22 protein-coding genes and 1 pseudogene are annotated in these 21,382 nt (G+C 71.5%); 11 read left to right on the top strand and 12 right to left on the bottom strand.

From position 1 onward, the window contains the following. The first annotated feature begins 22 nt into the window (after nucleotides 1-22). A complete protein-coding gene (locus tag ACIBK0_RS13960) occupies nucleotides 23-649 on the top strand; it encodes a DUF4232 domain-containing protein (protein ID WP_399079135.1) in 627 nt (208 codons plus the stop codon). A gap of 30 nt (nucleotides 650-679) precedes the next feature. On the opposite strand, the gene ACIBK0_RS13955 is transcribed toward ACIBK0_RS13960, so the two are convergent. Then, the gene (locus ACIBK0_RS13955; RefSeq protein WP_399079288.1) at nucleotides 680-1,744 is read right to left on the bottom strand and encodes a biotin/lipoate A/B protein ligase family protein; all 1,065 of its coding nucleotides are present in this window, start codon (nucleotides 1,742-1,744) and stop codon (nucleotides 680-682) included. A gap of 178 nt (nucleotides 1,745-1,922) precedes the next feature. Between ACIBK0_RS13955 and ACIBK0_RS13950 the strand changes: the two genes are divergently transcribed. The 4 genes from ACIBK0_RS13950 to ACIBK0_RS13935 all read left to right on the top strand — a co-directional run bounded on the left by ACIBK0_RS13950 (nucleotide 1,923) and on the right by ACIBK0_RS13935 (nucleotide 6,834). Continuing rightward, nucleotides 1,923-3,743, top strand: coding sequence for a gamma-glutamyltransferase family protein (locus ACIBK0_RS13950; protein WP_399079133.1), 1,821 nt, complete (start codon nucleotides 1,923-1,925; stop codon nucleotides 3,741-3,743). A gap of 152 nt (nucleotides 3,744-3,895) precedes the next feature. Then, on the top strand, nucleotides 3,896-4,741 hold the full coding sequence (locus tag ACIBK0_RS13945) for an inositol monophosphatase family protein (RefSeq protein WP_399079131.1): 846 nt from the start codon (nucleotides 3,896-3,898) through the stop codon (nucleotides 4,739-4,741). Between the two features lie 177 nt (nucleotides 4,742-4,918). Beyond that, nucleotides 4,919-6,328: a phytoene desaturase family protein gene (locus ACIBK0_RS13940; RefSeq protein ID WP_399079129.1), complete on the top strand. Its 1,410-nt coding sequence runs from the start codon at nucleotides 4,919-4,921 to the stop codon at nucleotides 6,326-6,328. Beyond that, nucleotides 6,325-6,834: an O-acetyl-ADP-ribose deacetylase gene (locus tag ACIBK0_RS13935; protein ID WP_399079127.1), complete on the top strand. Its 510-nt coding sequence runs from the start codon at nucleotides 6,325-6,327 to the stop codon at nucleotides 6,832-6,834. The genes ACIBK0_RS13940 and ACIBK0_RS13935 overlap by 4 nt, the downstream gene beginning before the upstream one ends. A 10-nt stretch (nucleotides 6,835-6,844) precedes the next feature. Here ACIBK0_RS13935 and ACIBK0_RS13930 read toward each other — a convergent pair whose 3' ends face one another. From ACIBK0_RS13930 to ACIBK0_RS13920, 3 genes are all read right to left on the bottom strand, one after another. Further along, nucleotides 6,845-7,216 (bottom strand): YybH family protein, encoded by a 372-nt coding sequence (locus ACIBK0_RS13930; RefSeq protein WP_399079125.1) that lies wholly within the window; start codon nucleotides 7,214-7,216, stop codon nucleotides 6,845-6,847. 70 nt (nucleotides 7,217-7,286) lie between these two features. Beyond that, nucleotides 7,287-8,000 (bottom strand): SDR family NAD(P)-dependent oxidoreductase, encoded by a 714-nt coding sequence (locus tag ACIBK0_RS13925; protein WP_399079123.1) that lies wholly within the window; start codon nucleotides 7,998-8,000, stop codon nucleotides 7,287-7,289. Between the two features lie 253 nt (nucleotides 8,001-8,253). Then, nucleotides 8,254-8,874, bottom strand: a complete 621-nt coding sequence (locus ACIBK0_RS13920) for a TetR/AcrR family transcriptional regulator (RefSeq protein ID WP_399079121.1) — start codon at nucleotides 8,872-8,874, stop codon at nucleotides 8,254-8,256. A gap of 165 nt (nucleotides 8,875-9,039) precedes the next feature. Here ACIBK0_RS13920 and ACIBK0_RS13915 point away from each other — a divergent pair, with 165 nt between their 5' ends. After that, nucleotides 9,040-9,897 (top strand): hypothetical protein, encoded by an 858-nt coding sequence (locus ACIBK0_RS13915; RefSeq protein WP_399079118.1) that lies wholly within the window; start codon nucleotides 9,040-9,042, stop codon nucleotides 9,895-9,897. Nucleotides 9,898-9,985: 88 nt separating this feature from the next. On the opposite strand, the gene ACIBK0_RS13910 is transcribed toward ACIBK0_RS13915, so the two are convergent. Further along, nucleotides 9,986-10,885 carry a M48 family metalloprotease gene (locus ACIBK0_RS13910; protein ID WP_399079116.1) on the bottom strand — a complete coding sequence of 300 codons (900 nt, stop codon included), beginning with the start codon at nucleotides 10,883-10,885 and terminating at the stop codon, nucleotides 9,986-9,988. Continuing rightward, on the bottom strand, nucleotides 10,882-11,265 hold the full coding sequence (locus ACIBK0_RS13905) for a BlaI/MecI/CopY family transcriptional regulator (RefSeq protein ID WP_399079114.1): 384 nt from the start codon (nucleotides 11,263-11,265) through the stop codon (nucleotides 10,882-10,884). The genes ACIBK0_RS13910 and ACIBK0_RS13905 overlap by 4 nt, the downstream gene beginning before the upstream one ends. A gap of 218 nt (nucleotides 11,266-11,483) precedes the next feature. On the opposite strand from ACIBK0_RS13905, the gene ACIBK0_RS13900 reads away from it, so the two are divergent. Both ACIBK0_RS13900 and ACIBK0_RS13895 read left to right on the top strand, forming a co-directional pair. Next, nucleotides 11,484-12,986 (top strand): hypothetical protein, encoded by a 1,503-nt coding sequence (locus tag ACIBK0_RS13900; RefSeq protein WP_399079111.1) that lies wholly within the window; start codon nucleotides 11,484-11,486, stop codon nucleotides 12,984-12,986. Nucleotides 12,987-13,045: 59 nt separating this feature from the next. After that, a complete protein-coding gene (locus tag ACIBK0_RS13895; RefSeq protein ID WP_399079109.1) occupies nucleotides 13,046-13,954 on the top strand; it encodes a YbhN family protein in 909 nt (302 codons plus the stop codon). A 62-nt stretch (nucleotides 13,955-14,016) separates the two neighbouring features. On the opposite strand, the pseudogene ACIBK0_RS13890 reads toward ACIBK0_RS13895, so the two are convergent. Further along, a pseudogene (locus ACIBK0_RS13890) lies at nucleotides 14,017-14,199 on the bottom strand (oxidoreductase); the annotation flags it as partial. 42 nt (nucleotides 14,200-14,241) lie between these two features. Beyond that, on the bottom strand, nucleotides 14,242-15,129 hold the full coding sequence (locus ACIBK0_RS13885; protein ID WP_399079107.1) for an SDR family NAD(P)-dependent oxidoreductase: 888 nt from the start codon (nucleotides 15,127-15,129) through the stop codon (nucleotides 14,242-14,244). 435 nt (nucleotides 15,130-15,564) lie between these two features. Between ACIBK0_RS13885 and ACIBK0_RS13880 the strand changes: the two genes are divergently transcribed. Beyond that, nucleotides 15,565-16,398 carry a hypothetical protein gene (locus ACIBK0_RS13880; RefSeq protein ID WP_399079105.1) on the top strand — a complete coding sequence of 278 codons (834 nt, stop codon included), beginning with the start codon at nucleotides 15,565-15,567 and terminating at the stop codon, nucleotides 16,396-16,398. Here ACIBK0_RS13880 and ACIBK0_RS13875 read toward each other — a convergent pair. The 4 genes from ACIBK0_RS13875 to ACIBK0_RS13860 are packed head-to-tail and all read right to left on the bottom strand — an operon-like array spanning nucleotide 16,379 to nucleotide 19,823. Beyond that, nucleotides 16,379-17,830 (bottom strand): sensor histidine kinase, encoded by a 1,452-nt coding sequence (locus ACIBK0_RS13875; RefSeq protein WP_399079103.1) that lies wholly within the window; start codon nucleotides 17,828-17,830, stop codon nucleotides 16,379-16,381. The two genes, ACIBK0_RS13880 and ACIBK0_RS13875, sit on opposite strands and share 20 nt — an antisense overlap. Continuing rightward, nucleotides 17,827-18,489: a response regulator transcription factor gene (locus ACIBK0_RS13870; RefSeq protein ID WP_399079101.1), complete on the bottom strand. Its 663-nt coding sequence runs from the start codon at nucleotides 18,487-18,489 to the stop codon at nucleotides 17,827-17,829. The genes ACIBK0_RS13875 and ACIBK0_RS13870 overlap by 4 nt, the downstream gene beginning before the upstream one ends. A 9-nt stretch (nucleotides 18,490-18,498) precedes the next feature. Beyond that, the gene (locus tag ACIBK0_RS13865) at nucleotides 18,499-19,137 is read right to left on the bottom strand and encodes a phosphatase PAP2 family protein (RefSeq protein ID WP_399079099.1); all 639 of its coding nucleotides are present in this window, start codon (nucleotides 19,135-19,137) and stop codon (nucleotides 18,499-18,501) included. Further along, nucleotides 19,134-19,823, bottom strand: coding sequence for a DedA family protein (locus ACIBK0_RS13860; RefSeq protein ID WP_399079097.1), 690 nt, complete (start codon nucleotides 19,821-19,823; stop codon nucleotides 19,134-19,136). The genes ACIBK0_RS13865 and ACIBK0_RS13860 overlap by 4 nt, the downstream gene beginning before the upstream one ends. 97 nt (nucleotides 19,824-19,920) lie before the next feature. On the opposite strand from ACIBK0_RS13860, the gene ACIBK0_RS13855 reads away from it, so the two are divergent. Together ACIBK0_RS13855 and ACIBK0_RS13850 are read left to right on the top strand one after the other, a co-directional pair. After that, on the top strand, nucleotides 19,921-20,292 hold the full coding sequence (locus ACIBK0_RS13855) for a BlaI/MecI/CopY family transcriptional regulator (RefSeq protein ID WP_399079095.1): 372 nt from the start codon (nucleotides 19,921-19,923) through the stop codon (nucleotides 20,290-20,292). Continuing rightward, nucleotides 20,289-21,218 carry a M48 family metalloprotease gene (locus ACIBK0_RS13850; protein WP_399079093.1) on the top strand — a complete coding sequence of 310 codons (930 nt, stop codon included), beginning with the start codon at nucleotides 20,289-20,291 and terminating at the stop codon, nucleotides 21,216-21,218. Before ACIBK0_RS13855 ends, ACIBK0_RS13850 begins: the two co-directional genes overlap by 4 nt. Nucleotides 21,219-21,382: the final 164 nt, after the last annotated feature.

Genomic DNA, 21,382 nt, shown 5'->3' with positions numbered 1-21,382 from the left:
GGACCCGTGCCATCATCGGCGCGTGATCGCGATACGGCTCAAGTGGACCCGCCCCGCTGCTCTCGCCTGCCTGTTGGCGCTGGCCACGAGCGGTTGCGGACTCTCCGCCGAACTGGACCGCGAACGCAACCCCGAACGCAAGCCCACCCCGACGCAGGCCCGGGCCGCCCCGCCGCCCGCGTCCGCCTCCGCGACCCCCGAGCCGTCACCGACCGTTCCCGTCCAACAGGCGCGCGGCTGCCCGTCGTCCGGCGTGCGCATCGACGCCGGACGCGTCGACGCGGCCATGGGACTGCGCGGCATGACGCTCACCCTGATCAACTGCGGCAAGACGAGCCGCATCGTGAACGGCTATCCCTCTGTCCGTGTCCTCGACGAGACGGGCGCCCCGCTCACCGGCGTACACACCGTCGAGGGGACGGACCAGGTGCCCATGGCGCCGGACAGCCCCCGACCCGAACCGTTCAAGCTCGCCCCGGGCGGGACCGCGCACGCGGTCCTGTACTGGCGGATGGCAGCCGAGGACGGCACGTACCTCCGCGTCGCCCCGGACAAGGGGCGCGACACTGTGAACATACGTCCTCAGGAGCCCCTCGACATCGGTCCGGAGAACACGCTCGGGACGACGGCCTGGACACTTCCCTCATGAGCCCCTCAGGGCACACCCGTCGGCCGCGAGTTACGGCACCCGCGCCGTCCACTCCGGAGCGCCGAACTTCGACCGCGCCAACTCCTCCGCCCGGCCCAGCTCTTCCGGTGTCACCTTGCCGTCCGTCAGCCCGTACCGCCCGCGGAAGGAGTCGATCATCCGCTCGATGACCGCCTCACGTGCGAGCCCCGTCTGCCGACGCAGCGGATCCACCCGCTTCTTCGCGCTCTTCGTGCCCTTGTCGGAGAGCTTTTCCCGGCCGATGCGCAGCACTTCGAGCATCTTGTCGGCGTCGATGTCGTACGACATGGTCACGTGGTGCAGCACGGCGCCGGGGCCGGCGCCGGGCCCGACCACACGCTTCTGGGCGGCGCCCGCGATCTTGCCCTGGTCCGTGGCGATGTCGTTCAGCGGCTGGTACCAGGCCTTGATCCCCATGTCGCCGAGGGCGCCCAGCACCCAGTCGTCGAGATACGCGTAGCTGTCCTGGAAGGACAGTCCCTGGACGAGCGCCTCGGGCACGGAGAGCGAGTATGTGATGGTGTTGCCCGGCTCCACGAACATCGCGCCGCCGCCGGAGATCCGGCGCACGACCTCTATGCCGTGGCGCGCGGCGCCCTCCGGGTCGACCTCGTTGCGCAACGACTGGAAGCTGCCGATGATCACGGACGGGGCGGCCCACTCCCACACGCGCAGCGTCGGCGGGCGCCGGCCCGCGGCGACCTCGGCGGTCAGCACCTCGTCCAGAGCCATGTGCAACGCCGGGGACTGCGGGCCTTCGTGGATCAGCTGCCAGTCGTAGTCCGTCCAGTCGGTGGCGTGCGCGAGCGCCCGGCGCACCGCGATCCCGATGCCCTCCGAGGTCAGCCCGTACATGACCGTGGCCTCGGGCAGTGCGGCGTCGATGCGGGCGGCCAGGCCCGTCGCGTCGGTGTCGGCCGGGGCGCCGTTCAGCGCGTGATTGACGGCGTCCAGCGCTTCGTCCGGTTCGAGGAAGAAATCGCCCGCCACGCGCGCGTGGCACAGCACTCCGCGCTCCACCTCCAGATCCACCACGACGAGCTTGCCGCCGGGGATCTTGTACTCACCGTGCACCGATCCGCCTCCGTTCCGTTCCACGAGGACCAACGCCCATCCCTGGTGAATGATTCCGATCATTCCGGTCCTTCCGGGCCGGGTCCGCGTGGTGCTGGGCTGCCGCTCTGCACTCCCGTGAGCGCAAGTGCCATAGTCGGGCCCGAGGTTGATCGCTCCGCACAGCGAGGTGGCAGGCATGTTCACGACCCGACCCACGCTCCAGGGCACCTTCGGCATGGTGTCCTCCACGCACTGGCTCGCCTCCCAGTCGGCGATGGCAGTCCTGGAGGACGGCGGCAACGCGTATGACGCCGCCGTCGCCGCGGGATTCGTTCTGCACGTCGTCGAGCCCCACCTCAACGGACCCGCGGGCGAGGTCCCGATCATCCTTGCTCCGGCGGGCGGCGAGGTGCGGGTCCTGTGCGGACAGGGCGTCGCGCCCGCGGGAGCGACGATCGCCCACTACAGGGGACTCGGTTTGGATCTCGTACCCGGCACAGGGCCGCTCGCAGCCGCCGTGCCGGGTGCGTTCGACGCCTGGATGCTCCTGCTGCGCGACCACGGAACCAAGTCGCTCGCCGACGTCCTCAGGTACGCCATCGGGTACGCCGAGGAGGGACACGCGCCCGTGGAGCGCCTCGGCCAGACGGTCGAGACCGTGCGCGAGCTGTTCGAGACGGAGTGGACCTCGTCGGCGGAGGCGTATCTGCCGGGCGGCGAGGCACCGCGCCCCGGCGAGCTCTTCCGCAACCCCTCCCTCGCGGCGACCTGGCGACGGCTTCTCGCCGAGGTCTCTGAAGAGACGGACCGCGTGGCGCAGATCGAGGCCGCCCGGAGGGTCTGGCGCTCGGGCTTCATCGCCGAGGCCCTGGTGCGGCAGGCCGAGCGGCCCACCATGGACACCAGCGGCGAGCGCCACGCCGGCACCCTGACGGCCGCCGACCTGGCGGCCTGGTCCGCGACCTACGAGGCCCCGGCGACGTACGACTGGCGGGGCTGGACCCTGTGCAAGGCGGGCCCCTGGAGCCAGGGCCCGGTCCTCCTGCAGCAGCTGGCGCTGCTCCCGCCCGAGCTGCCGCGCTACGGCTCCGCCGACTACGTCCACCTCCTCGTCGAGGGCTGCAAGCTCGCCATGGCCGATCGGGAGGCCTGGTACGGGGACGCCTCCGAGGTGCCGCTCGACGAGCTGCTCTCGGAGCCGTACAACGCCGCCCGCCGTGCGCTCGTCGGCGACAAGGCGTCGTACGAGCTGCGCCCCGGCAGCCCCGGAGGGCGCACTCCGCGGATGAGCGGGCACGCGCGCGTGGTGGCCGCCGGGGAGCCGGGCTTCGACGCCCTGGCGGTCCCGGGCGCCGGTGAACCGACCGTGGCCCGGACGACCCCGGAACCCGACGTGGCGCCGGACGGCGGCACCCGGGGTGACACCTGCCACCTCGACGTCGTCGACCGCTGGGGCAACATGGTCGCCGCCACCCCGAGCGGCGGCTGGCTGCAGTCCAACCCGGTCGTGCCCGAGCTGGGCTTCCCGCTCGGCACCCGACTCCAGATGGCCTGGCTGGATGAGGGACTGCCCAACTCTCTGACGCCGGGACGCCGCCCGCGCACCACGCTGACCCCCTCGCTGGCGCTGCGCGACGGCGTGCCGGTCATGGCGTTCGGCACCCCGGGCGGCGACCAGCAGGACCAGTGGCAGACGCACTTCTTCCTGTCCGTGGCACTGCGCTCCGAGGTGCGCGGCAGCCTCGACCTCCAGGGCGCGATCGACGCCCCGAACTGGCACAACGACAGTTTCCCCGGTTCCTTCTACCCCCGCGGTATGCGCCCCGGCAGCCTCACCGTCGAGTCCCGCATGGACGCGGGGGTCGTCGAGGAGCTGCGCCGCCGCGGCCACGACGTCCTGGTCGCCGACGCCTGGTCCGAGGGCCGGCTGTGCGCGGTCGCCCGGGACCCGCGGACGGGCGTGTTGTCGGCGGCGGCGAATCCGCGCGGGATGCAGGGGTACGCGGTCGGACGCTGATCTCCGACTCGTCGGCGTCGCCGATGACCCCCTGGCATCGCTGATCCCAGGAACCGGCATTGCCGATCTCCGATCCCCGGTATTCATGGCGATTCCACCCGGAGTACACCGGGCGGGCGGGGATTGTCAGTGGCGCGTGTTGTCATGGAGCCATGATCGAAGACATCGAAACCATCGACGAGTTTCTCGCCCACCGCACGTCCGACGTCGAAGAAGCAGTCCGCGAGGCGGCCGCCGCCGAGATCATGCCCCGTTTCAGGCAGCTCGCCGCGCACGAGATAGACCAGAAGTCCGGCCCGCACGACCTGGTGACGGACGCCGACCGCAAGGCCGAGCAGTACCTCACCGAGGCCCTCACCAAGCTGCTGCCCGGCTCGGTCGTGGTCGGCGAGGAAGCGGTGCACGCCAACCCGGCGACATATGACGCCGTACGCGGCACGGCGCCGGTCTGGATCGTCGACCCCGTCGACGGGACGCGCCAGTTCGTGCACGGCGATTCCGGCTTCTGCACGCTGGTCGCGCTGGCGCTGGACGGCGTCGTGCTCGCCTCCTGGACGTACGCTCCCGCGCGGGGCGAGTTCGCCACGGCGATACGGGGCCGGGGCGCCGTACTCGACGGTGTACCGCTGCGCTCCGGCTCGCCCGAGCCGGGCCGCGACCTGGACATCGCCACGTCCCACCCCGACTACACCACGGACGAGCAGAAGCGCGCGCTCCTCGGGCTGTACGTCGAGGGAGTCGTCCCGCGCCCGTGCGGCTCGGCAGGGCTGGAGTATCTGGCCATCGCCCGCGGCGAGTTGGATGCCACGGCCTTCTCCTGGGAAGCCGCCTGGGACCACGCTGCGGGCCTGCTGCTGGTCGAGGAGGCGGGCGGCGCCCACCTGACCCTCACGGGCGAGCCGTTCCGCGTGACAGGGGGCAATACACTGCCGTTCACGGCGGCCCGCGACGAGGCCACGGCTCGCCGGGTGGCGGCACTGCTGGCGGCCGGAGCCTGATCGAATGGCGGGCCGGGCCTGATCAAGAGATCACGCGCCCGTTCCGAGGTGGGGGAGGGATCGCGCCCCGGCGAGGCCTTCGCCCTCAACCACCCGCGCCGCCAAGGCTGTCAGTCCTCCGGCATATCCTGATCCTCAGTGGCCGTCGGCTGACAAAGGAGTCCGAAGGTGCCGTCGATGCTCGATGCGGTCGTAGTGGGTGCGGGGCCGAACGGACTGACGGCTGCCGTGGAGCTGGCCCGCCGGGGCTTCTCCGTGGCCGTGTTCGAGGCGCGGGACACCGTGGGCGGGGGAGCGCGCACCGAGGAGCTGACGCTGCCCGGTTTCCGGCACGATCCGTGTTCGGCGGCACACCCGCTGGGCATAAATTCGCCCGCGTTCAAGGCGATGCCCCTGGAGCGGTACGGGCTGCAGTGGCTGCACGCCGAGCTGCCCATGGCGCACCCGTTCCTCGACGGTACGGCTGCGGTGCTCTCGCGGTCGGTGGCCGAGACCGCCGCCTCGTTCGGACCGCGTGACGCCGGCACGTACCGCAGGCTCGTCGCGCCGTTCCTGCCGAGGTGGGACACGCTGGTGCACGACTTCATGTCGCTGCCGCTGACCGCGCTGCCCCGCGACCCGGTCACCCTGGCCCGCTTCGGCCTGGCCGGACTGCCGCCGTCGACATGGCTGACCCGCCGCTTCCGTGACGAGCGGGCCAAGGCCCTGTTCGCCGGGCTCGTGGCGCACGTGATCGCTCCGCTCGACGGCATCGCCACCAGCGCCGTCGGCCTGGTCTTCGCGCTGGCCGCGCATGCGCGTGGCTGGCCCGTCGCGCGCGGCGGCTCCCAGTCCGTCTCCGACGCGCTCACCGCGTACCTCAAGGACCTCGGCGGCACCGTCCACACCGACTACGAGGTCAAGCGCCTGGACGACCTGCCCCCCGCGCGCGCGTATGTCTTCGACACCTCGCCCGCCGCCCTGGCCCGGATCGCGGGCTTCGGGCGGTACTACGAGCGCTACCGGTACGGGGCGAGCGTCTTCAAGATCGACTACGCGCTGGACGGGCCCGTGCCCTGGACGGCCAAGGAGGCGCGCACCGCCGGGACCGTGCAGATCGGGGCGAGCAGGGCGGAGATCAGTACCGCGCTGCGGGCGGCCTCCCGCGAGGGCCGGGCCCCCGACGCGCCCTTCCTGATCACCGTGCAGCCCAGCGTCGTGGACCCCTCCAGAGCACCCGACGGCAAGCAAGTCTTCTGGGCGTACGGGCATGTTCCGAACGGCTGGACCGGGGACCTCACGGACGCCATGGAGCGGCAGCTGGAGCGGTTCGCGCCGGGCTTCCGCGACCGCGTACTGGCGCGCGCGACCGCCGGCCCGCCCGAGCTCGCCTCCCGCAACGCCAACTACGTGGGCGGAGACATCGCCTGCGGCGCCGCCTCCGGGCTCCAGCTCCTGCTGCGCCCCAAACTGTCCCTGTTCCCGTACAGCACCCCGCATCCGGCCGTCTTCCTCTGCTCGGCGGCCACCCCGCCGGGGCCCGGCGTGCACGGCATGTCGGGGCACAACGCGGCGAAGGCCGTCTGGAGGAGGCTGAGGCAGTCATGACCACGATCACGCTGGTCCAGGGCGACATCACCCGGCAGTCCGCGGACGCCATCGTCAACGCGGCGAACTCCTCGCTGCTCGGCGGCGGAGGCGTCGATGGAGCCATCCACCGTCGTGGCGGCCCCGCCATCCTCGCCGAGTGCCGCAAACTCCGTGCCGGCCACTACGGCAAGGGCCTGTCCACCGGACAGGCGGTCGCCACCACCGCGGGCGAGCTGGACGCGCGCTGGGTCATCCACACCGTCGGCCCCCGATATGCCCAGGGAGAGGACCGGTCGGAGCTGCTGGCCTCCTGCTACCGGGAATCGCTGCGGGTGGCCGACGAGCTCGGCGCTCGTACGGTCGCGTTTCCCGCCGTCTCCGCCGGTATCTACGGGTGGCCGATGGACGACGCCGCTCGTATTGCGGTGGAGACGGTGCGGGCCGCCGGGACGGCGGTCGAGGAGGTCAGATTCGTCCTCTTCGACGAGCCGGCGTACGAGGCGTTTGCCGCACAGGTCGGCTGAGCGGGGAGAGTCAGTCGAGCTTGGAGACCTGGTAGTGGCTGATGTACCAGCCTTCCTCCAGGCGTTTCACCAGTACGCCGAGCTTGACGCTGAGGGTGGGCCGGTCGGTGAACGAGAACTCGACGCCCAGGTAGCCCAGGACGAGGTCGTCGGCGGGGCGTCGGGTCTCGAGAATCCGGTACTCGGCCGTCATCCCGAGGGGCTGGGAGTCGTAGTAGGCGGCGATGCCGGGCCTTCCGACGCTGTAGGGGTGCAGTCCCTGGAAGATCGCGTCCTCGGTGAACCGGGAGGCGACCTGCTGCGGCTCGTGCCGGTCGACGCCGGCCTTCCACTGGTCGAGGACGCCCCGCAGGATCGCTTCGCTGTCTGTCGTGCTGTTCATCAGGATTCTCCTGTCGGTGGAATCGGAGGCGCGGCCTTGTGGCCGCGCCTCACGAGCGATGCCGTGCGGGTCAGTGACCGGCGCTCATGCCACCGTCGACGTGGAGGATCTCGCCGGTGACGAACGGGGCGTTCTCGAGGTAGATCACCGCGTCGACGATGTCGCTCGGCTCACCCATCCGGCCGACCGGATGCAGGGCGGCGAGAGCCTCATGCGTGTCCTCGGAGTGCATGGGGGTCTTGATGGTGCCCGGTGAGACCGCGTTGCTGCGGATGCCGCGCTTCGCGTACTCGATGGCGAGGGACTTGGTGGCGGACTGCAGGCCGCCCTTGGTCAACGACGCAAGCACGGAGGGGACGTTGGAATCGGCGTTGTCGACCAGGCTGGTGGTGACGTTGACGATATGGCCGCCGCCCTGGGCGAGCATGTGCTCGATGGCCAGCTGAGTGATGCGGAAGAAGCCCGCGAGGTTCACACCGGTCACCGTGGCGTAGTCGTCCTGGGTGTAGTCGGTGAAGGGCTTGGCGACGAAGATGCCCGCATTGTTGACCAGGGTGTCGATACGGCCGAACCGCTCGACGCCGGCGGCGATGACGCGTTCGGCGGTGGCGGGGTCGGCGATGTCTCCCTGGACGGTCAGGATGCCCTCGTCGTTGGAGGGGGCGATCCCGCGCGAGGTGGCGACGACTGCGTAGCCGAGCTTGCGATAGGCGTCGACGAGGGCGGCGCCGATGCCCTGCGAAGCGCCGGTGATGACTGCGACCTTCTGGTCCTGAGAGCTCATGATGACCTTTTTCGAGATGAGGCGGGGTTTCTCGATCGGCTACTAGGTGACCGGTCGACTATTTGAAGGTAGACGGCTCTCCCGACAAAAGTCAAAGCTCATCGGGACCAGGACGGGACCGGCTTCCTCCCACCTGGTAGGCGCAGCCTCCCAGTCCATGTCGGCGCGGCTGTACCGGGCCGGGAGCTTGCCGCGAGGACGGGAGGAGTGGCGCAGTTGCCGGCGGGGGAGGCCGTCCCTTGGGGGCGATCGGTCAGGCGTCGGCCACGGCCGCGCGTGGCGCGCGAGCACCGAGCAGGGCCAGGCAGTTCACCCACAGAGGGCTGAGCTGCTGGGTGTTGTTGTAGAGCTTGGCGAACAGCACCTGGCCCTCCAGTTGGGCGACCACCGCCCGTGCGGCTTGCCGGGTGTCGGGCGTGGTCACCTCATCGCGCTCGAGAGCCTCGGCTACGACCGCCTCGACCATCTCGACCTGCGCGTCGAAGATCTCCTGCAGCCGTGTGCGGATCGCCTCGGTCTGGTTGCTCATCTCCAGGGTGAGGTTCCCGAACAGGCAGCCCGAGACCGTGCCGCAGCTCTGCTGGCCTGCGTGCTGGTCGGCCTCCGTCTCCTGGAACAGCCGGAACAGGCGGCGCAGTGGTTCCTCGTCGCTGCTCAGGATGCGTGTCCAGGTGCGCTTCTGGTCGGCCCAGTGCTCGTCGAGCACAGCAAGGGCGAGCGATTCCTTGGATTCGAAGAAGTAGTAGAAGCTGCCCTTGGGCACACCGGCCGCCTTGCAGATCTCGGCCACCCCCAAGGCCGAGTAGCCGCGCAGCTCGATGAGCGATTGCGCGGCGCTGAGGATCTTCTCCCTGGCGTCGCTGGTCCGTCCCATGGTGCGAGTGTACGACCGGTCGACTATTACCCGCGTACCAGACCGGTCGGGCGTTGGCCAAGGGCTGATCCCACGCGTTCAGGATGCGTTCAGGAAGCGGCTGCCACGTTGATGATCACGCCTCTCAGCGTGCGCACCGTTACCCCCCACGGGAGAACTGAACAAATGGACAAGTCGGAACTCGTGACGGATCCGAGTGTCACCGATCCGCACGTCGCCGATCCCGGCACGTATGCGATGAAGAAGCTGCCCGAGGTGACCCTGGCCTTCTGGGTCATGAAGATCGCCGCGACGACTCTCGGCGAGACGGCGGGTGACCTCTTTGCCCAGACCCTCAAGCTCGGCTACTTCCTCACCACCATCCTGCTGTTCCTGATTTTCGTGCTCACTCTGGTCGTGCAGCTCAGGTCGCGGCGGTACAACCCGTTCTTCTACTGGACCGTGATCCTGTCGACCAGCATGGCCGGCACCACGATGTCCGACTTCATGAACCGGGACGCCAGCGCCAAGTACCTCTCCGGCGGCGCCACCTCGCTCGGCTGGGGTCCGCAGGGCCTCGGGCTCGGCTACCCCGCGGGTGCCGCGATCCTGATCTCGCTGCTGATCGCCATCTTCGCGGTCTGGAAGCTGACCGGGCAGACGTTCGTCATCCGCGACATCGTGACCTTCCGGGGCGAGGCCCTCTTCTGGTCGGCGATCCTCGTGTCGAACACGCTCGGCACGTCCATGGGTGACTTCCTGTCCGACAGCTCCGGACTCGGCTACGCGGGCGGCGCGCTGCTCGTGGGCGGGGTGCTCGCGGGACTCCTCGCGCTGACGCGCGTGCCGGTCGTGCCGAATGTCCTGCTGTTCTGGTTCGCCTTCGTGCTCACCCGCCCGCTCGGGGCCACCGCGGGCGACTTCCTGACCAAGCCGGTCGCCAAGGGCGGCCTCGACCTCGGGACCGTGGGCTCCTCCGGCGTGCTCCTCGCGATCCTCGTCGGCCTCATGGGCTACGCCCACCTCAAGGAGCGACGGTCGTAGCCGGCTGGGTGGCTACCGCGGCTGGTGAACTGCCGACCGAGGCTTTACTGCACATGCATTGCCCGTTGACCGAGCCCACGGCCCGTGCCTACCAGCCGGGCACTGTCTCGGCCAGCAGTCGCAGCAGGTCACCGGTCGCGTCGACCGCACCGAACGCGGGCAGCGCGCCCAGTGCGAGGACGGCCGCCCCGATGGGCCACAGGTCGGGCGGCGGAGCCGTCTGCAGCGCCGCGATCCGGCGGGTGACGGCGTGCTCGGAGAAGTGCAGGGCGCATCCCGTGCGGGCGCGCTGGGAGACGAGGGCGGCGCGTGCCAGGGCGAGCGCGGTGGTGCGACGGTCGCCGACGCTGCCCGCGGCCACCTCGTCGGCCCAGCGCTCCAGCAGGAATGTGACGGTGGTGCGCACGGGCACGAGCAGCGGGTTGGCCGCGGCCGCCAGCGCGACGGCGGTTGCCAGCGCCGAGTGCCGGTGGACGAGATGAGCGCGTTCGTGGGCCAGCAGGACCCGCCGCTCCGCGGGCTCCAGCGCGCCGAGCATGGCGGCCGTGACCAGGATCCGGCCCGGCGTACCGGGGATCGCGAAGGCGTGCGGGGTCGAGGATGCGGCGACGATGAGTTCACTGTCGGGCGGGTGCCCTTCGCACAGCCGAAGCAGGACCCGGCGGGTCGTGTAGTGCGCTCGTACGGCATGGCAGAGCCGGAAGGCGATCACGCCGAGCACGGCGACCGCCACGACGGCAATGGCCTCCGGGACCGGCTCGGGCAGCGACCGACCGTCCTCGCTGGCCTCCGCGGCCACTGACGGTGCCCTGTCGATCAGCGTGGCGGCGAGCAGGAACAGTGCCCAGGTGGAGGCGGCCGCGGCCAGTGCGGCAGCGACGGTGAGGACGCGGGCCGCCAGCGCCGGCGACACTCGCCTGCCCACCTGCGGCGCGACCGCTGGGAGCAGCAGCGACAGAACGAGCGGAACGTAGACGTCGATCCTCATGACGGGTTCCCCCCGAGGAGGTCGCGTAGTGCCTCTTCCTCCCGGGGGCTCAGCCCGGTGACGAACTGCTGGAGGGCCGCGATCGGGTCGGGGCCGCGGTCGAGGGCCTCGTGCATGGCCTCGGCGGTCAGCTCGGCCGCGTTCTTGGCGGGCCGGTACGCGCCGCGCCGGCCGTCCACGTCACGGAGTACCAGGCCTTTGTCGTACAGGCGCTTGAGGATGGTGTGCACGGTGTTGTAGGCGAGACCGCCGCCGATCTCGGCATGGATCTCGGCGGGCGTCAGGGCGTCGTCGGTGGCCCACAGGGCGGCGAGGACTTCGCTCTCCAACTCGCCGGCGCTGCGCCGTTCCGCTCTGCCGTGGGCGCCTGTGCCAGCCATGCCCGTCACCTTACAGCGCGTAGGGGCGCGACCACGGGGGCCGGACTCCGGATGTCACTGTTGGACTGCAACCATGTCCGGTGCACGGTAACTTGTCCATGTTTTCCCGACTCTCTGTTGTTTCCCGAGACTCCGCGTTGTTTCCTGAGACTCCGCTCTTCACCCTACGTCTTGTAGGGTGAAGCAACCCTACAGCTTGTAGGGGTGAAGGGTGGACGATGGCCAAGACCTCGAACGTCCCGCTCGTCGGCGCCAGGCGCCACGGCCCGTCCTCGACTGCCCGCGCATCGAGACGCACCGGCGACGCGCGGTGGCCGGCACTGGTGGCCGCCGCCTTCACCCTGGCCCAACTCATCCTTGTGCGCCCCGGAATGGGCCTCGGCTGGGACGAGGCCGTGTATGTCAGCCAGGTCAGCCCGCACGTTCCCGCCGCGTTCTTCAGCGCACCGCGCGCCCGCGGAGTCCCGCTGCTCGTGGCGCCGATCGCCTCCTGGTCGTCGTCCACGACGCTGCTGCGCATCTACCTCGCCCTGCTGTCCGGACTCGGTCTGTACCTGGCGCTGCGCGTCTGGCGAGGGCTGTTCCCGGTTCGGGTGCTGGCTTCGGCGGGCGCCCTGTTCGCGACGCTCTGGGTGACCCTGTTCTACGGTCCGCAGGCCATGCCCAACTACTGGGTCGCGATCGGCGCTTTGGCCTGCGTCGGCTGCTTCCTGCGCGCCCGGGCGGACCGCTCCGACCGGGCGGCACTGTGGGGGGTGGGCCTGAGCGCCGCGCTGATGGCGTGGATGCGGCCCACTGACGCGGTCTGGGTGACCCTGCCGCTCCTCGTCCTCGGCGTGGCCGTCGGGCGATGGCGCCGCCCCCGGGTGCTGGTCGCGCTCGTCGCGGGTCTGGTGGCCGGAGCGGGCGAGTGGGTCGTCGAGGCCTACGTCGCTTACGGCGGCCTGGACCAACGGCTCGCGGACGCCTCCCGCATCCAGGGCGGCCTGGGCTGGAACTTCGCCGTCGGCGACCAGCTGCGCAGCCTGGGCGGACGCGCCCTGTGCCGCCCGTGCACCGGGTCGATGCCGAACCCGGCGGTGATGGTCTGGTGGTTCGTGCTGCCGCTGCTCGCCGTCCTCGGTCTGGTCGTCGCCGTCAAGGCCCGGCGCACCGCGCGCACGCTGCTGCTCCTGGCCTGCGCCACGACGGCGGGCATCCCGTATCTGTTCATGATCGGATACGCCGCCCCGCGCTTTCTGCTCCCCGTCTATGCGCTCCTCGCGATCCCCGTCGCCGACGCCCTCGTCCACCTGGTCACCGCTCCGAGCCGAGCCTGGCGCCCGGTGGCCGTGACCTTGGTGGCGCTCGGCCTCGCCGGGCACCTGGCGGTCCAGTTCGCGGTCCTGCAAGCCACCGTGCAGCGCACCACCGCCTCCCACCGGGCCTGGGCGGCCACGGCGGCGGAGCTGCACCGGCTCGGCGTACGGCCGCCCTGCAAGCTGACCGGGCACGAGGCCGTCCCCATCGCCTACTACGCCGGCTGCGCCTCCGTCGCGACCAGTGGCCACAACGCCAACACCACCGAGACGGAGATCGTGCGGTCCGGACGGCACGAGCCGGTCGGCGTGCTCACCACCCCGGGAGGACGGCCGCCCGCGTACGCCCGCGACTGGGCCCCGCACCCTGCCGGTGACCTGCGTGTCTATATCGCACCAGGGGCGGGAGGCGGAGCGGTATGACAGTCCCGCCCGGTGCCCCTTCGACAACCGTCGAGGGGCCGGCGTCCACCAGGAGGCCGATGTCCGTCGGTAGACGCGTCTCCTGGCACGCCGGAGTCACCCTCGTCGTGGTGGTGTGCGCGGGGTATCTCGCCCGGAGCCACTGGCCGGTGATCGAGACCGGAGCCGGCCGGCTCCGCGCCGCCGACCGCGGCTGGCTGCTCGTGGCGACCGTCGCCACCCTGGCGACCTGGGTGTGTTCGGCCCTCGCCCAGCAGGGGGCGGTGGCCCGGCCGCTGCCCGCCCGGCGCCTGGTAGCGGTGCAGTTCGCGGCCTCCGCCGCCAACCACGTCCTGCCCGCCGGTCTGGGGGCGGGCGCCGTCAACCTGCGCTTCCTGACCCGGTGCGGGCTGCCCGTCACCCGGTCGGCCACCGCGCTCGCGGTCAAGGCCACCGCGGGGACCGTAATCAGAGGCTGCCTGATCGCCGCGCTCGCGCCGGCCTGCCCCGGCGCCCTCCGCTTCCCGCACTTCTCCGTGGCGGCATGGGCGGTGGCCGTCGCGGTGGTCGCCACCGCCGTGGTCCTGGTGTCGGGGCCGCTGCGGCGCGCACTCCGAGCCGTGCTGACAGACATCCGCGCCGTGCACGACGTCCCCGCGCGGGCGGCCGCGTTGTGGTGCGGCTCGCTCGCCTTCGCCGCGCTGCACGCCGCCGTGGTCATCGCCGTCACGCAGGCCATCGACCTGCCGCTCCCTCCGGCTCAGGTGGCACTGGCGTACCTCGCCGCGAGCAGTGCCGCCGTCCTGCTGCCCACCCCCGGCGGCCTCGGCTCCCTGGACGCCGCACTCGCCCTCGCTCTCACCCTCGCCGGAGCACCGGGCAGCGCGGCGGCATCGGCGGTCCTCGGCTACCGGCTGCTGACGGTATGGCTGCCGCTGCTTCCGGGGCTGGTCGCGCTGGGGGTGCTGGTGCGCCGCCGGGTGCTGTGAACCGCCGTACGGCTCACGTGAGTTCGAGGCGGTAGCCGTGTCCCGGCGCGTGGTGATCCGTCCGCCGCCAGGTCCCGGACGGCCGGGGTGACCTCGGCGCCGGTGCCGGACAGGGCGCGGGCCGGCTCTGCTCCGAGGCCGGACGAGGCGCCCGTGACCGTCACGCGGCGGCCGGTGAGGTCGATCCCTTGCGTGACGTCGGCGGCCGTGCGGGCGAAACCGAACGGGGTGGTGACGGCACTCATGAGTGACCTCCTCGCTGTGTGCTGAAGCGTGCGTGACGGCGTTCAGGGCCGGAGCATTCGGTCCTGTTCCACCGGAGGTGTGCCGTCGTGCCAGGGCAGGGCCTTGCCGAAGCGGACAAGCTCGCCGTAGAGGGCGGGATCGACGTGCTCAGCGGAGATCAGGTCGAGCACGGCTTCGGCGGCCTGGGCCGGCGACTGCGCCTGGCTGAAGTCGCTGAACCAGGGGCGCGAGGTGGCGGTGTCGACCATGCCGGGGCACACGGCCGCGACCAGAGTGCCGGTGGCGAGGTCGTATTCGCGGCGTTCGGCGGCGACCGCGCGGACGGCGGCGACCTGAGCGACCTTCGAGGGCACATTCAGCCAGCGAGGCCAGCCCGCCTCTTCCGCGGTCTTGTTGTGGATGGCGCTGCGCCAGGACTCGATGGCGTACTCGACCTGGTCGAGGCTCGCGCCGTCGAACAATTGGTGCAGCCGTGGGGTGAGGTGGCCGAGGGTGCCCAGGCTGCTGGCCACGACGAGCAGTCGGCCGCCCGGGCGTAGGGCAGGACCGAAGGAGCGCAGGACCGCGTGAGTGGCGGTGTTCGAGACGTCGATGAACTCGTCGGCCCGCTCGGCCTGTGACTCCTCCGGCAGCAGGCGGGCGATCGCGTTGGAGATGACGACGTCAACCCCTCCGTAGCAGGCCCGGAGGTCCTCGGCGAGGTGAGCGATGGCATCAGTGTCTGTGACGTCAAGGACCCGGCCCTCGACGTGGGCGCGAGTACCGGGCAGTTGGGTGACCTCGCGGGCGGCGTCCGCCACGCGCTGGTGGCTGCGGCCGGTGAGCAGGACCAGGTCGTCCGGGTCCATACGGGCCGCCAGTCCCTCGACGAGGGCTCGGCCGAGTCCTTGGTTGGCGCCCGTGACGAGCGCGATGCGTGAAGCGTTCATGCCTGCCACGCTAGAAACGCGGCATCCATGAGTCCAACGAAAGTTCGGCACGGTCGGTATGCGTGAATGTCATGGACTTCACGGATGTGTCGCTCACCGCGCTGCGTCTTCCACGCCGTGGCCGAACAGGGAACCCTTTGCTGCGGCCGCCGCGTCGCTGGGCTGCACCCGGTCGGCGGTGTTACGGGCATCGGTCTCGCCCTCTCCCGCGATCTGGCGGCTCGCTCGGCGGCAGGCCGTTCCTGGCGAGCGGCGACCCAACGACGTTCACCCTCGTTTCCCGGTCCGCCAGGAGGAGCCGGTCGGGTAGCCAAGATCGGGGTCCAGGACCGGGCCAGGGCCGGGGGCCAGGACCGGGCGGGTGGCCAGGACCGCAGCCAGGGCCGGTCGGGTAGTCAGGATGTATTCAGATATCCGCTGGCAGGGTCCGGTCCCATGACATCTGAGACTTCCGAGACGTCCGTTGCATACGGCCGGACCGAGGCCGCCCCCGGCCGCCGCCTGCGCTGGAACAAGGTTGCCGAAGTCACCGCGTACTTCTGGATCATCAAGGTGCTGTGCACGACGGTCGGCGAGACCGCCGCGGACCTCTTGAACGAGAAGCTGGGCATGGGCCTGACCGGTGTGTCGCTGCTGATGAGCGCGCTGCTGGCGGTGGTCCTCGTCGTCCAGTTCCGCACGAAGGCCTACAAGGCAGGCGTCTACTGGCTCGCCGTGGCCCTGATCAGCGTCGTCGGCACCCTGATCAGCGACAACCTCACCGACAACCTGGGCGTGCCGCTGGAGACCAGCACCGCCGTGTTCGCCGTCGCCCTCGCCGTCGTCTTCTTCGTCTGGTACCGCCGCGAGCGCACCCTGTCCATCCACAGCATCGACACCCTGTCCCGCGAGGCCTACTACTGGCTGGCCGTGCTGTTCACCTTCGCACTGGGCACCGCGGCCGGTGACCTGGTGGCCGAGCGCATGGCCCTCGGCTACTGGGTCTCCGCCGTCCTGTTCGGCCTCGCCATCGCCGCGGTCGCCGTCGCGCACTTCGCGCTCGGTCTGAACGCCGTACTGAGCTTCTGGATCGCGTACATCCTCACCCGTCCGCTGGGCGCCTCGATCGGCGACTACCTCTCGCAGCCGACCGGCGACGGCGGCCTGGGCTTCGGCACCGTGGTCACCAGCGTGCTGTTCCTCGCGGTCATCCTCGGTCTGGTCGTGTATCTCGCGGTGACGCGCCGGGACGTCGCCGACGCCGAGCGGCTCACCCCGCAGGGAGACTGACCACGAACCTCGCGCCCGAGGTGTGCCGCTCGTCGTGCTGCACCTCGCCGCCGGCGGAGCGGGCCAGGCGTCGCGAGAGCGGCAGCCCCAGGCCCGCTCCGCCGTGTCCGTCCCCCGGATCGGCGCGGCGTCCCGGCTGGAAGAGCTGCGGTGCGAACGACGCGGGTACGCCGGGTCCGTCGTCCGTGACCTCGACGCGCACGCCGCCGGGCCGCGCGCAGGCCCTGACCTCGACCCGCGCCCGCGCGTGCCGCAGCGCGTTGTCGAGCAGGGGACTGACGATGCGCTCCAGGAAAGCGTCCGGCACCCCGGCCGACAGCTCGTCGTCCCGTCCCGTGACGACGACCTCCACCTTCTCGGTCGCGGCGGCGCGATCCGCGAGCCGCCGCAGCACGGGCAGTACATCGGTGGTGCCGGGCGCGGTGGCCGCGCCGTCGCGCGCGTCGTCGAGGAGGGTGTCGCAGATCGTGCGCATGGACCGGGCGGCGTCGGCGATGGCCTCGTGCGTGCTCCGGGTGTCGGCGGCGGAACGGGGACGGGCCTGCCACCAGTCGAGCTCGGCGACGATCCGGGCGAGCGGATTGCGCAGCTCGTGCGACAGCTCCCGGGTGAGCTGCTGCTCATGGCGCAGCAGCGCGCGGATGCGGTCCAGGAGCGCGTCCAACGACCCGCCCAGCTGGGCCAGTTCGGCGGGCCGGGCCACGCTCCCGAAGCGTTCCGCGGAGGTTATGGCGCTCCACTGCGTGGCGTGCTCGGTCATGGTGCGTACGGGCCGCAGCGCGCGTCCCACCGCCAGGCGCGTCAGCGCGTACGTGCAGGCGAGCATGACGGCGTCGAGCGCGATCGAGGCGAGGAGCAGGGCGTCGGCCGAGCTGCGGTAGGGCGACAGGTCCAGGGCCGTGACGACGGTCGCGGCACCCTTGTCGCCGGGCACCGGTCGTGAGCACAGCCGGACGGGGCCGTGGCTGTCGGCGGTGACGCACTGTCCGCCGCTCCGCGATGCGACCCGGTCGGCGGCGCGGGTCAGCGGGCCGGAGGCGGTGGCAGAAGCAGGCTTTTCGAGGAGCCGGTCGCCCGCGTAGATCCATACGTTCGTGTCGAGCAACTCCTCGCCCGGCGTCTCCAGGACGCGCACCCGGGATCCGCTGGTGTCGACGGTCGCGGCGACGGCGGCGGCCCGTGTGCGCAGTTCGTCGTCCGCCTGGTGCTGGAGGTGGCGCTGCACGACGGCGTTGAACGCGACGGTGAGGATCACCATCAGCAGCGTGGCGGTGGTCAGCGCGACCAGCGAGAGCCGGCCGCGCAGCGTACGCGGCCACCATCGGGAGCACAGCCGCCAGGGGGAGTGCGGCCACGACCGGGAGACGAACACGCTCGGGGAGACGAACACGCTCGGGGAGACGGATGCGCTTCGGGAGATGGACGCCCTCATGACAGGCGGTGCCCGATACCGCGCGCGGTCGTGACGGTCAGCTCGCTGTCGCTGTCCCGGAGCTTGCGGCGCAGCCGGGTCAGATACTGGTCGAGCGTGTTGTCACTGACCTGGGCGCCCTCGGGCCAGCCCGCCCTGATCAGCTCCCGCCGGCGCACGATGTCCCCGGACGCCGCCATCAGCGCCGCCAGCAGGCGGAACTCCGTGGGAGTCAGGCCGACTCGGGTGCCCCGGACGGTGAGGCTGTGCCCCACCGGGTCGAGGACCAGGTCGCCGGCGGTCGCGGCCGGAACCGAGCCGGTGCGCCTCAGGGCCGCCCGCAGCCGGGCGGCCAGCTCCGTCAGATGAAAGGGCTTGGGCAGATAGTCGTCGCCCCCGGCCGAGAAGCCGGCCAGCCGGTCCGTGAGGTGATGATGGGCCGTCAGGAAAATGACGGGGGAGAGGAAGCCGTTGGCCCGGATCGCCTGACACACGTCCCGTCCGTCCGCGTCGGGCAGCCCGACGTCCAGCACGGCCGCGTCGACGTCGTCCCCGGCCAGCCGCAGCGCGGTCGCACCGTCCTGCGCGGGCACGGTGTCGAAGCCCTCGTCCCGAAGGCCGCGCAGCAGGACATCACGCAGGGCGTGATCGTCCTCGACGACCAGGATTCGGTGCCGCATACCTCTCCTTCACTCGGTCTCGTACGGCGTCGCCTCTGCGAGTTGCGGTGCTATCAGCAGAGGCCTCAGCCGCGAGCCGGTGAGCCGGTGAGCCAGCGTCTCGGGGACACGGTGCAGGCCCGCCGCCGGCAGCATCGCGAGCAGCGTGCCGACGAGGACTCCGGCCACGACGTCGTGCGGGTAGTGCACGCCCACCCAGACACGGGACGCGGCGAGCATGCAGGCGGCCACCACCGCGACGGTGCCGAGGCGGCGGGAGACGAAGAGCAGGGCCACCGCGGCCGCGGCGGCGATCACCGCGTGATTGCTCGGGAACGACCAGTCGCCGGGGGCCGGACACGCCTCCAGCGTCTTCACATGAAGGCTCTGACAGGGTCGGTCCTCGCGCACCAACAGCTTGAACACCGAGTTCACCGCGTACGCCACGACCACGATCACCGGCGCGGCAAGTGCCATCAGCGCGGCCCGGGCGCTCACCCGCCGCGCCTGCCACCAGCCCAGGAGCATGAGAACGGCGAACAGCCCGAGCCCGTACGCCGCCCAGGTGGAGACCAGGCTGTCCAGCCACGAGGGGGAGTCCTGGGCGAGGTCCACCACATACGTGTAGGCGGAGCCGTCGATCGAGGAGCCGTCGAAGGCCAGGATCATCCCTGAGCCCCCTTCTCCGCGGCGGTCGCCCGGCGGGAGCGGTACAGCTCGGCGGCGAGCGGGATCAGGGACACGACGACGATCAGGGCGATCATCGGGAGCAGATACCGGTCCACGTTCGGAATGGACGAGCCCAGTGCGTACCCGCCGAGGGTCAGGCCCAGGCTCCAGACGAGGCCGCCGATCACCTGCCAGAGGGTGAAGGTCCGCACGGGTACGTGCAGGGCGCCCGCCATGGGATTCAGCACCGTACGCACCACGGGCACGAAGCGGGCCAGCACGATGGCCTTCGCGTGTCCGTAGCGCTCCAGCAACTCTTCGGCGCGCTGGGCGCCCGCGAGCAGCCGGGGCGAGCCGCTGCGGGCGAGCAGGGCGCCGCCGGCCTTCCGCCCGATCAGGTAACCGGTCTGCGCGCCGGCCAGCGCGCCCACGGCGGCGGCGACCAGGAGCGGGGCCAGCGACAACTTCAGACCGCCGTGACCCGACCCGGTGCACAACAGACCCGCCGTGAACAGCAGTGAGTCACCGGGCAGGAAGAAGCCGATCAGCAGTCCGGTCTCCGCGAACATCACCACGCCCACCCCCAGTACACCGAAGGCGGCGAGCAGGGACTGCGCGCTGAGAATATTCACGGCGAGCTGTGACGCTGTGAACAAAGGAGCGGTCATTGTCGCGGTCCCTCTCATACTGGATGGGCGGGTACGGTCGAGACGCACCCGAGTGACTACAATCCTGTAGACGGTCTACTGAACTGTAGACGATGGCGGGGTGAGGATCGTTCCCATGACCAGCGCGAAGGACGAACGCCGACCGGCGGGCGAGCTCGAAGCCAGTGTGATGGCCGCACTGTGGGCTGCCGGGGCACCGCTGACGCCCGGGCGTGTACAGCTGGAGCTGGACTCCGGACTGGCGCGTACGACCGTGACGACGATCTTGTCCCGACTGCACGAGAAGGGCATCGTCGGCCGCGAGCGGCAGGGCCGGGGCTATGCGTACTTCCCCGTCCAGGACCCGCACGGTCTCACCGCCCGGCGCATGCACAGCGAACTCGACCGGGACCACGACCGCGAGACGGCCCTGGCCCGGTTCGTCGCCCAGCTCAGCCCCGACGACGAGCGTCTCCTGCGCGATCTGCTGGAATCGGGTGAGGAATGACGGCGCTGCTGCTGATCCCGCTGCTGGTGCCCTTCGCGGTGCCGGTGCTGGCCCGCCGCTGCCTCGACCGTCTCGTACCCGTGACCGCGCTGTGGGCCCTGACCCTCGCGGTCGTGGTGCTCGCCGGGGCCTCCGTGGCCGCGCTCGGCGCGTTGCTTCTGACCGGCGTGCTCAAGCTGCCGGTGTTCGCCGGCCTCGGTGACCTCATCCACCCCCTGCGCACCGCGTCCGACCTGGTCGTTCTGCCCACCGCGGCCGCCGCCACCGGCGCTTTGACCGTCGGCGCCTGGACCCTCGGACGCTCCGCCCTGCGCCAGCTCCGCGCCTTCCGCACCGCCCGCACCCAGGCCGACCGCCGGCCCGCCGCGGGCGACCTGTGCGTCATCGAGTCGCCGCACCCGGACGCGTACGCCCTGCCGGGCCGACCGCACCGCATCGTCGTCACCACCGCGATGCTCCGCAGCCTCGGCCCCGACGAACGCGAGGCGCTCTTCGCCCACGAGCGGGCCCACAACGCGGGCGGCCACCACCGCTTCCTCGTCGCGGCCGAACTCGCGGCGCACTGCCACCCCGGTCTGCGCCCGGTCCGCGCGGCCATCGCGCTCGCCGCCGAGCGCGCCGCCGACGAGGCCGCCGCCGTCGCGCTGGGGGACCGTCGTCTGATCGCCCGCGCCATCGCCCGCGCCGCCCTGGCCACCCGGGCGTCCCGATCCACCCGCCCGGACTTCGCCCCCGCGGCCACCACCGGGCCCGTCCCCCAGCGCGTCGCCGCCCTCCTCGCCGCGCCCCCGAGCCACCCCCGCGCCGCCTCCTGGATCGCCCTCCTCCTCGCAATCTGCGCGGCCCTCTCGGCCGGCGCCTCCGCGGCCGGCGTGCTCGCCTTCCACCACGAGGTGGAGGTCGCACAGGGCGAAGAGCCCCGCTGACGCCTCCGGCGGTCGGCGGGGCGAGCCGCCTCGAGGCGAGGGTGAGCCACCTGAAGGCGTGCAGGGGGCACGGTGCCACCCGGGGTCGATGGGCAATGCTCGAAGACCTCCGTGCGAGGAGACTCGACACCTCCACCACACCGGAGGTCTTCGTCATGAGCGAG

Source organism: Streptomyces sp. NPDC050564, from assembly GCF_044457265.1.
GTDB lineage: Bacteria > Actinomycetota > Actinomycetes > Streptomycetales > Streptomycetaceae > Streptomyces.
This window is presented reverse-complemented; position numbering and strand designations above follow the sequence as displayed.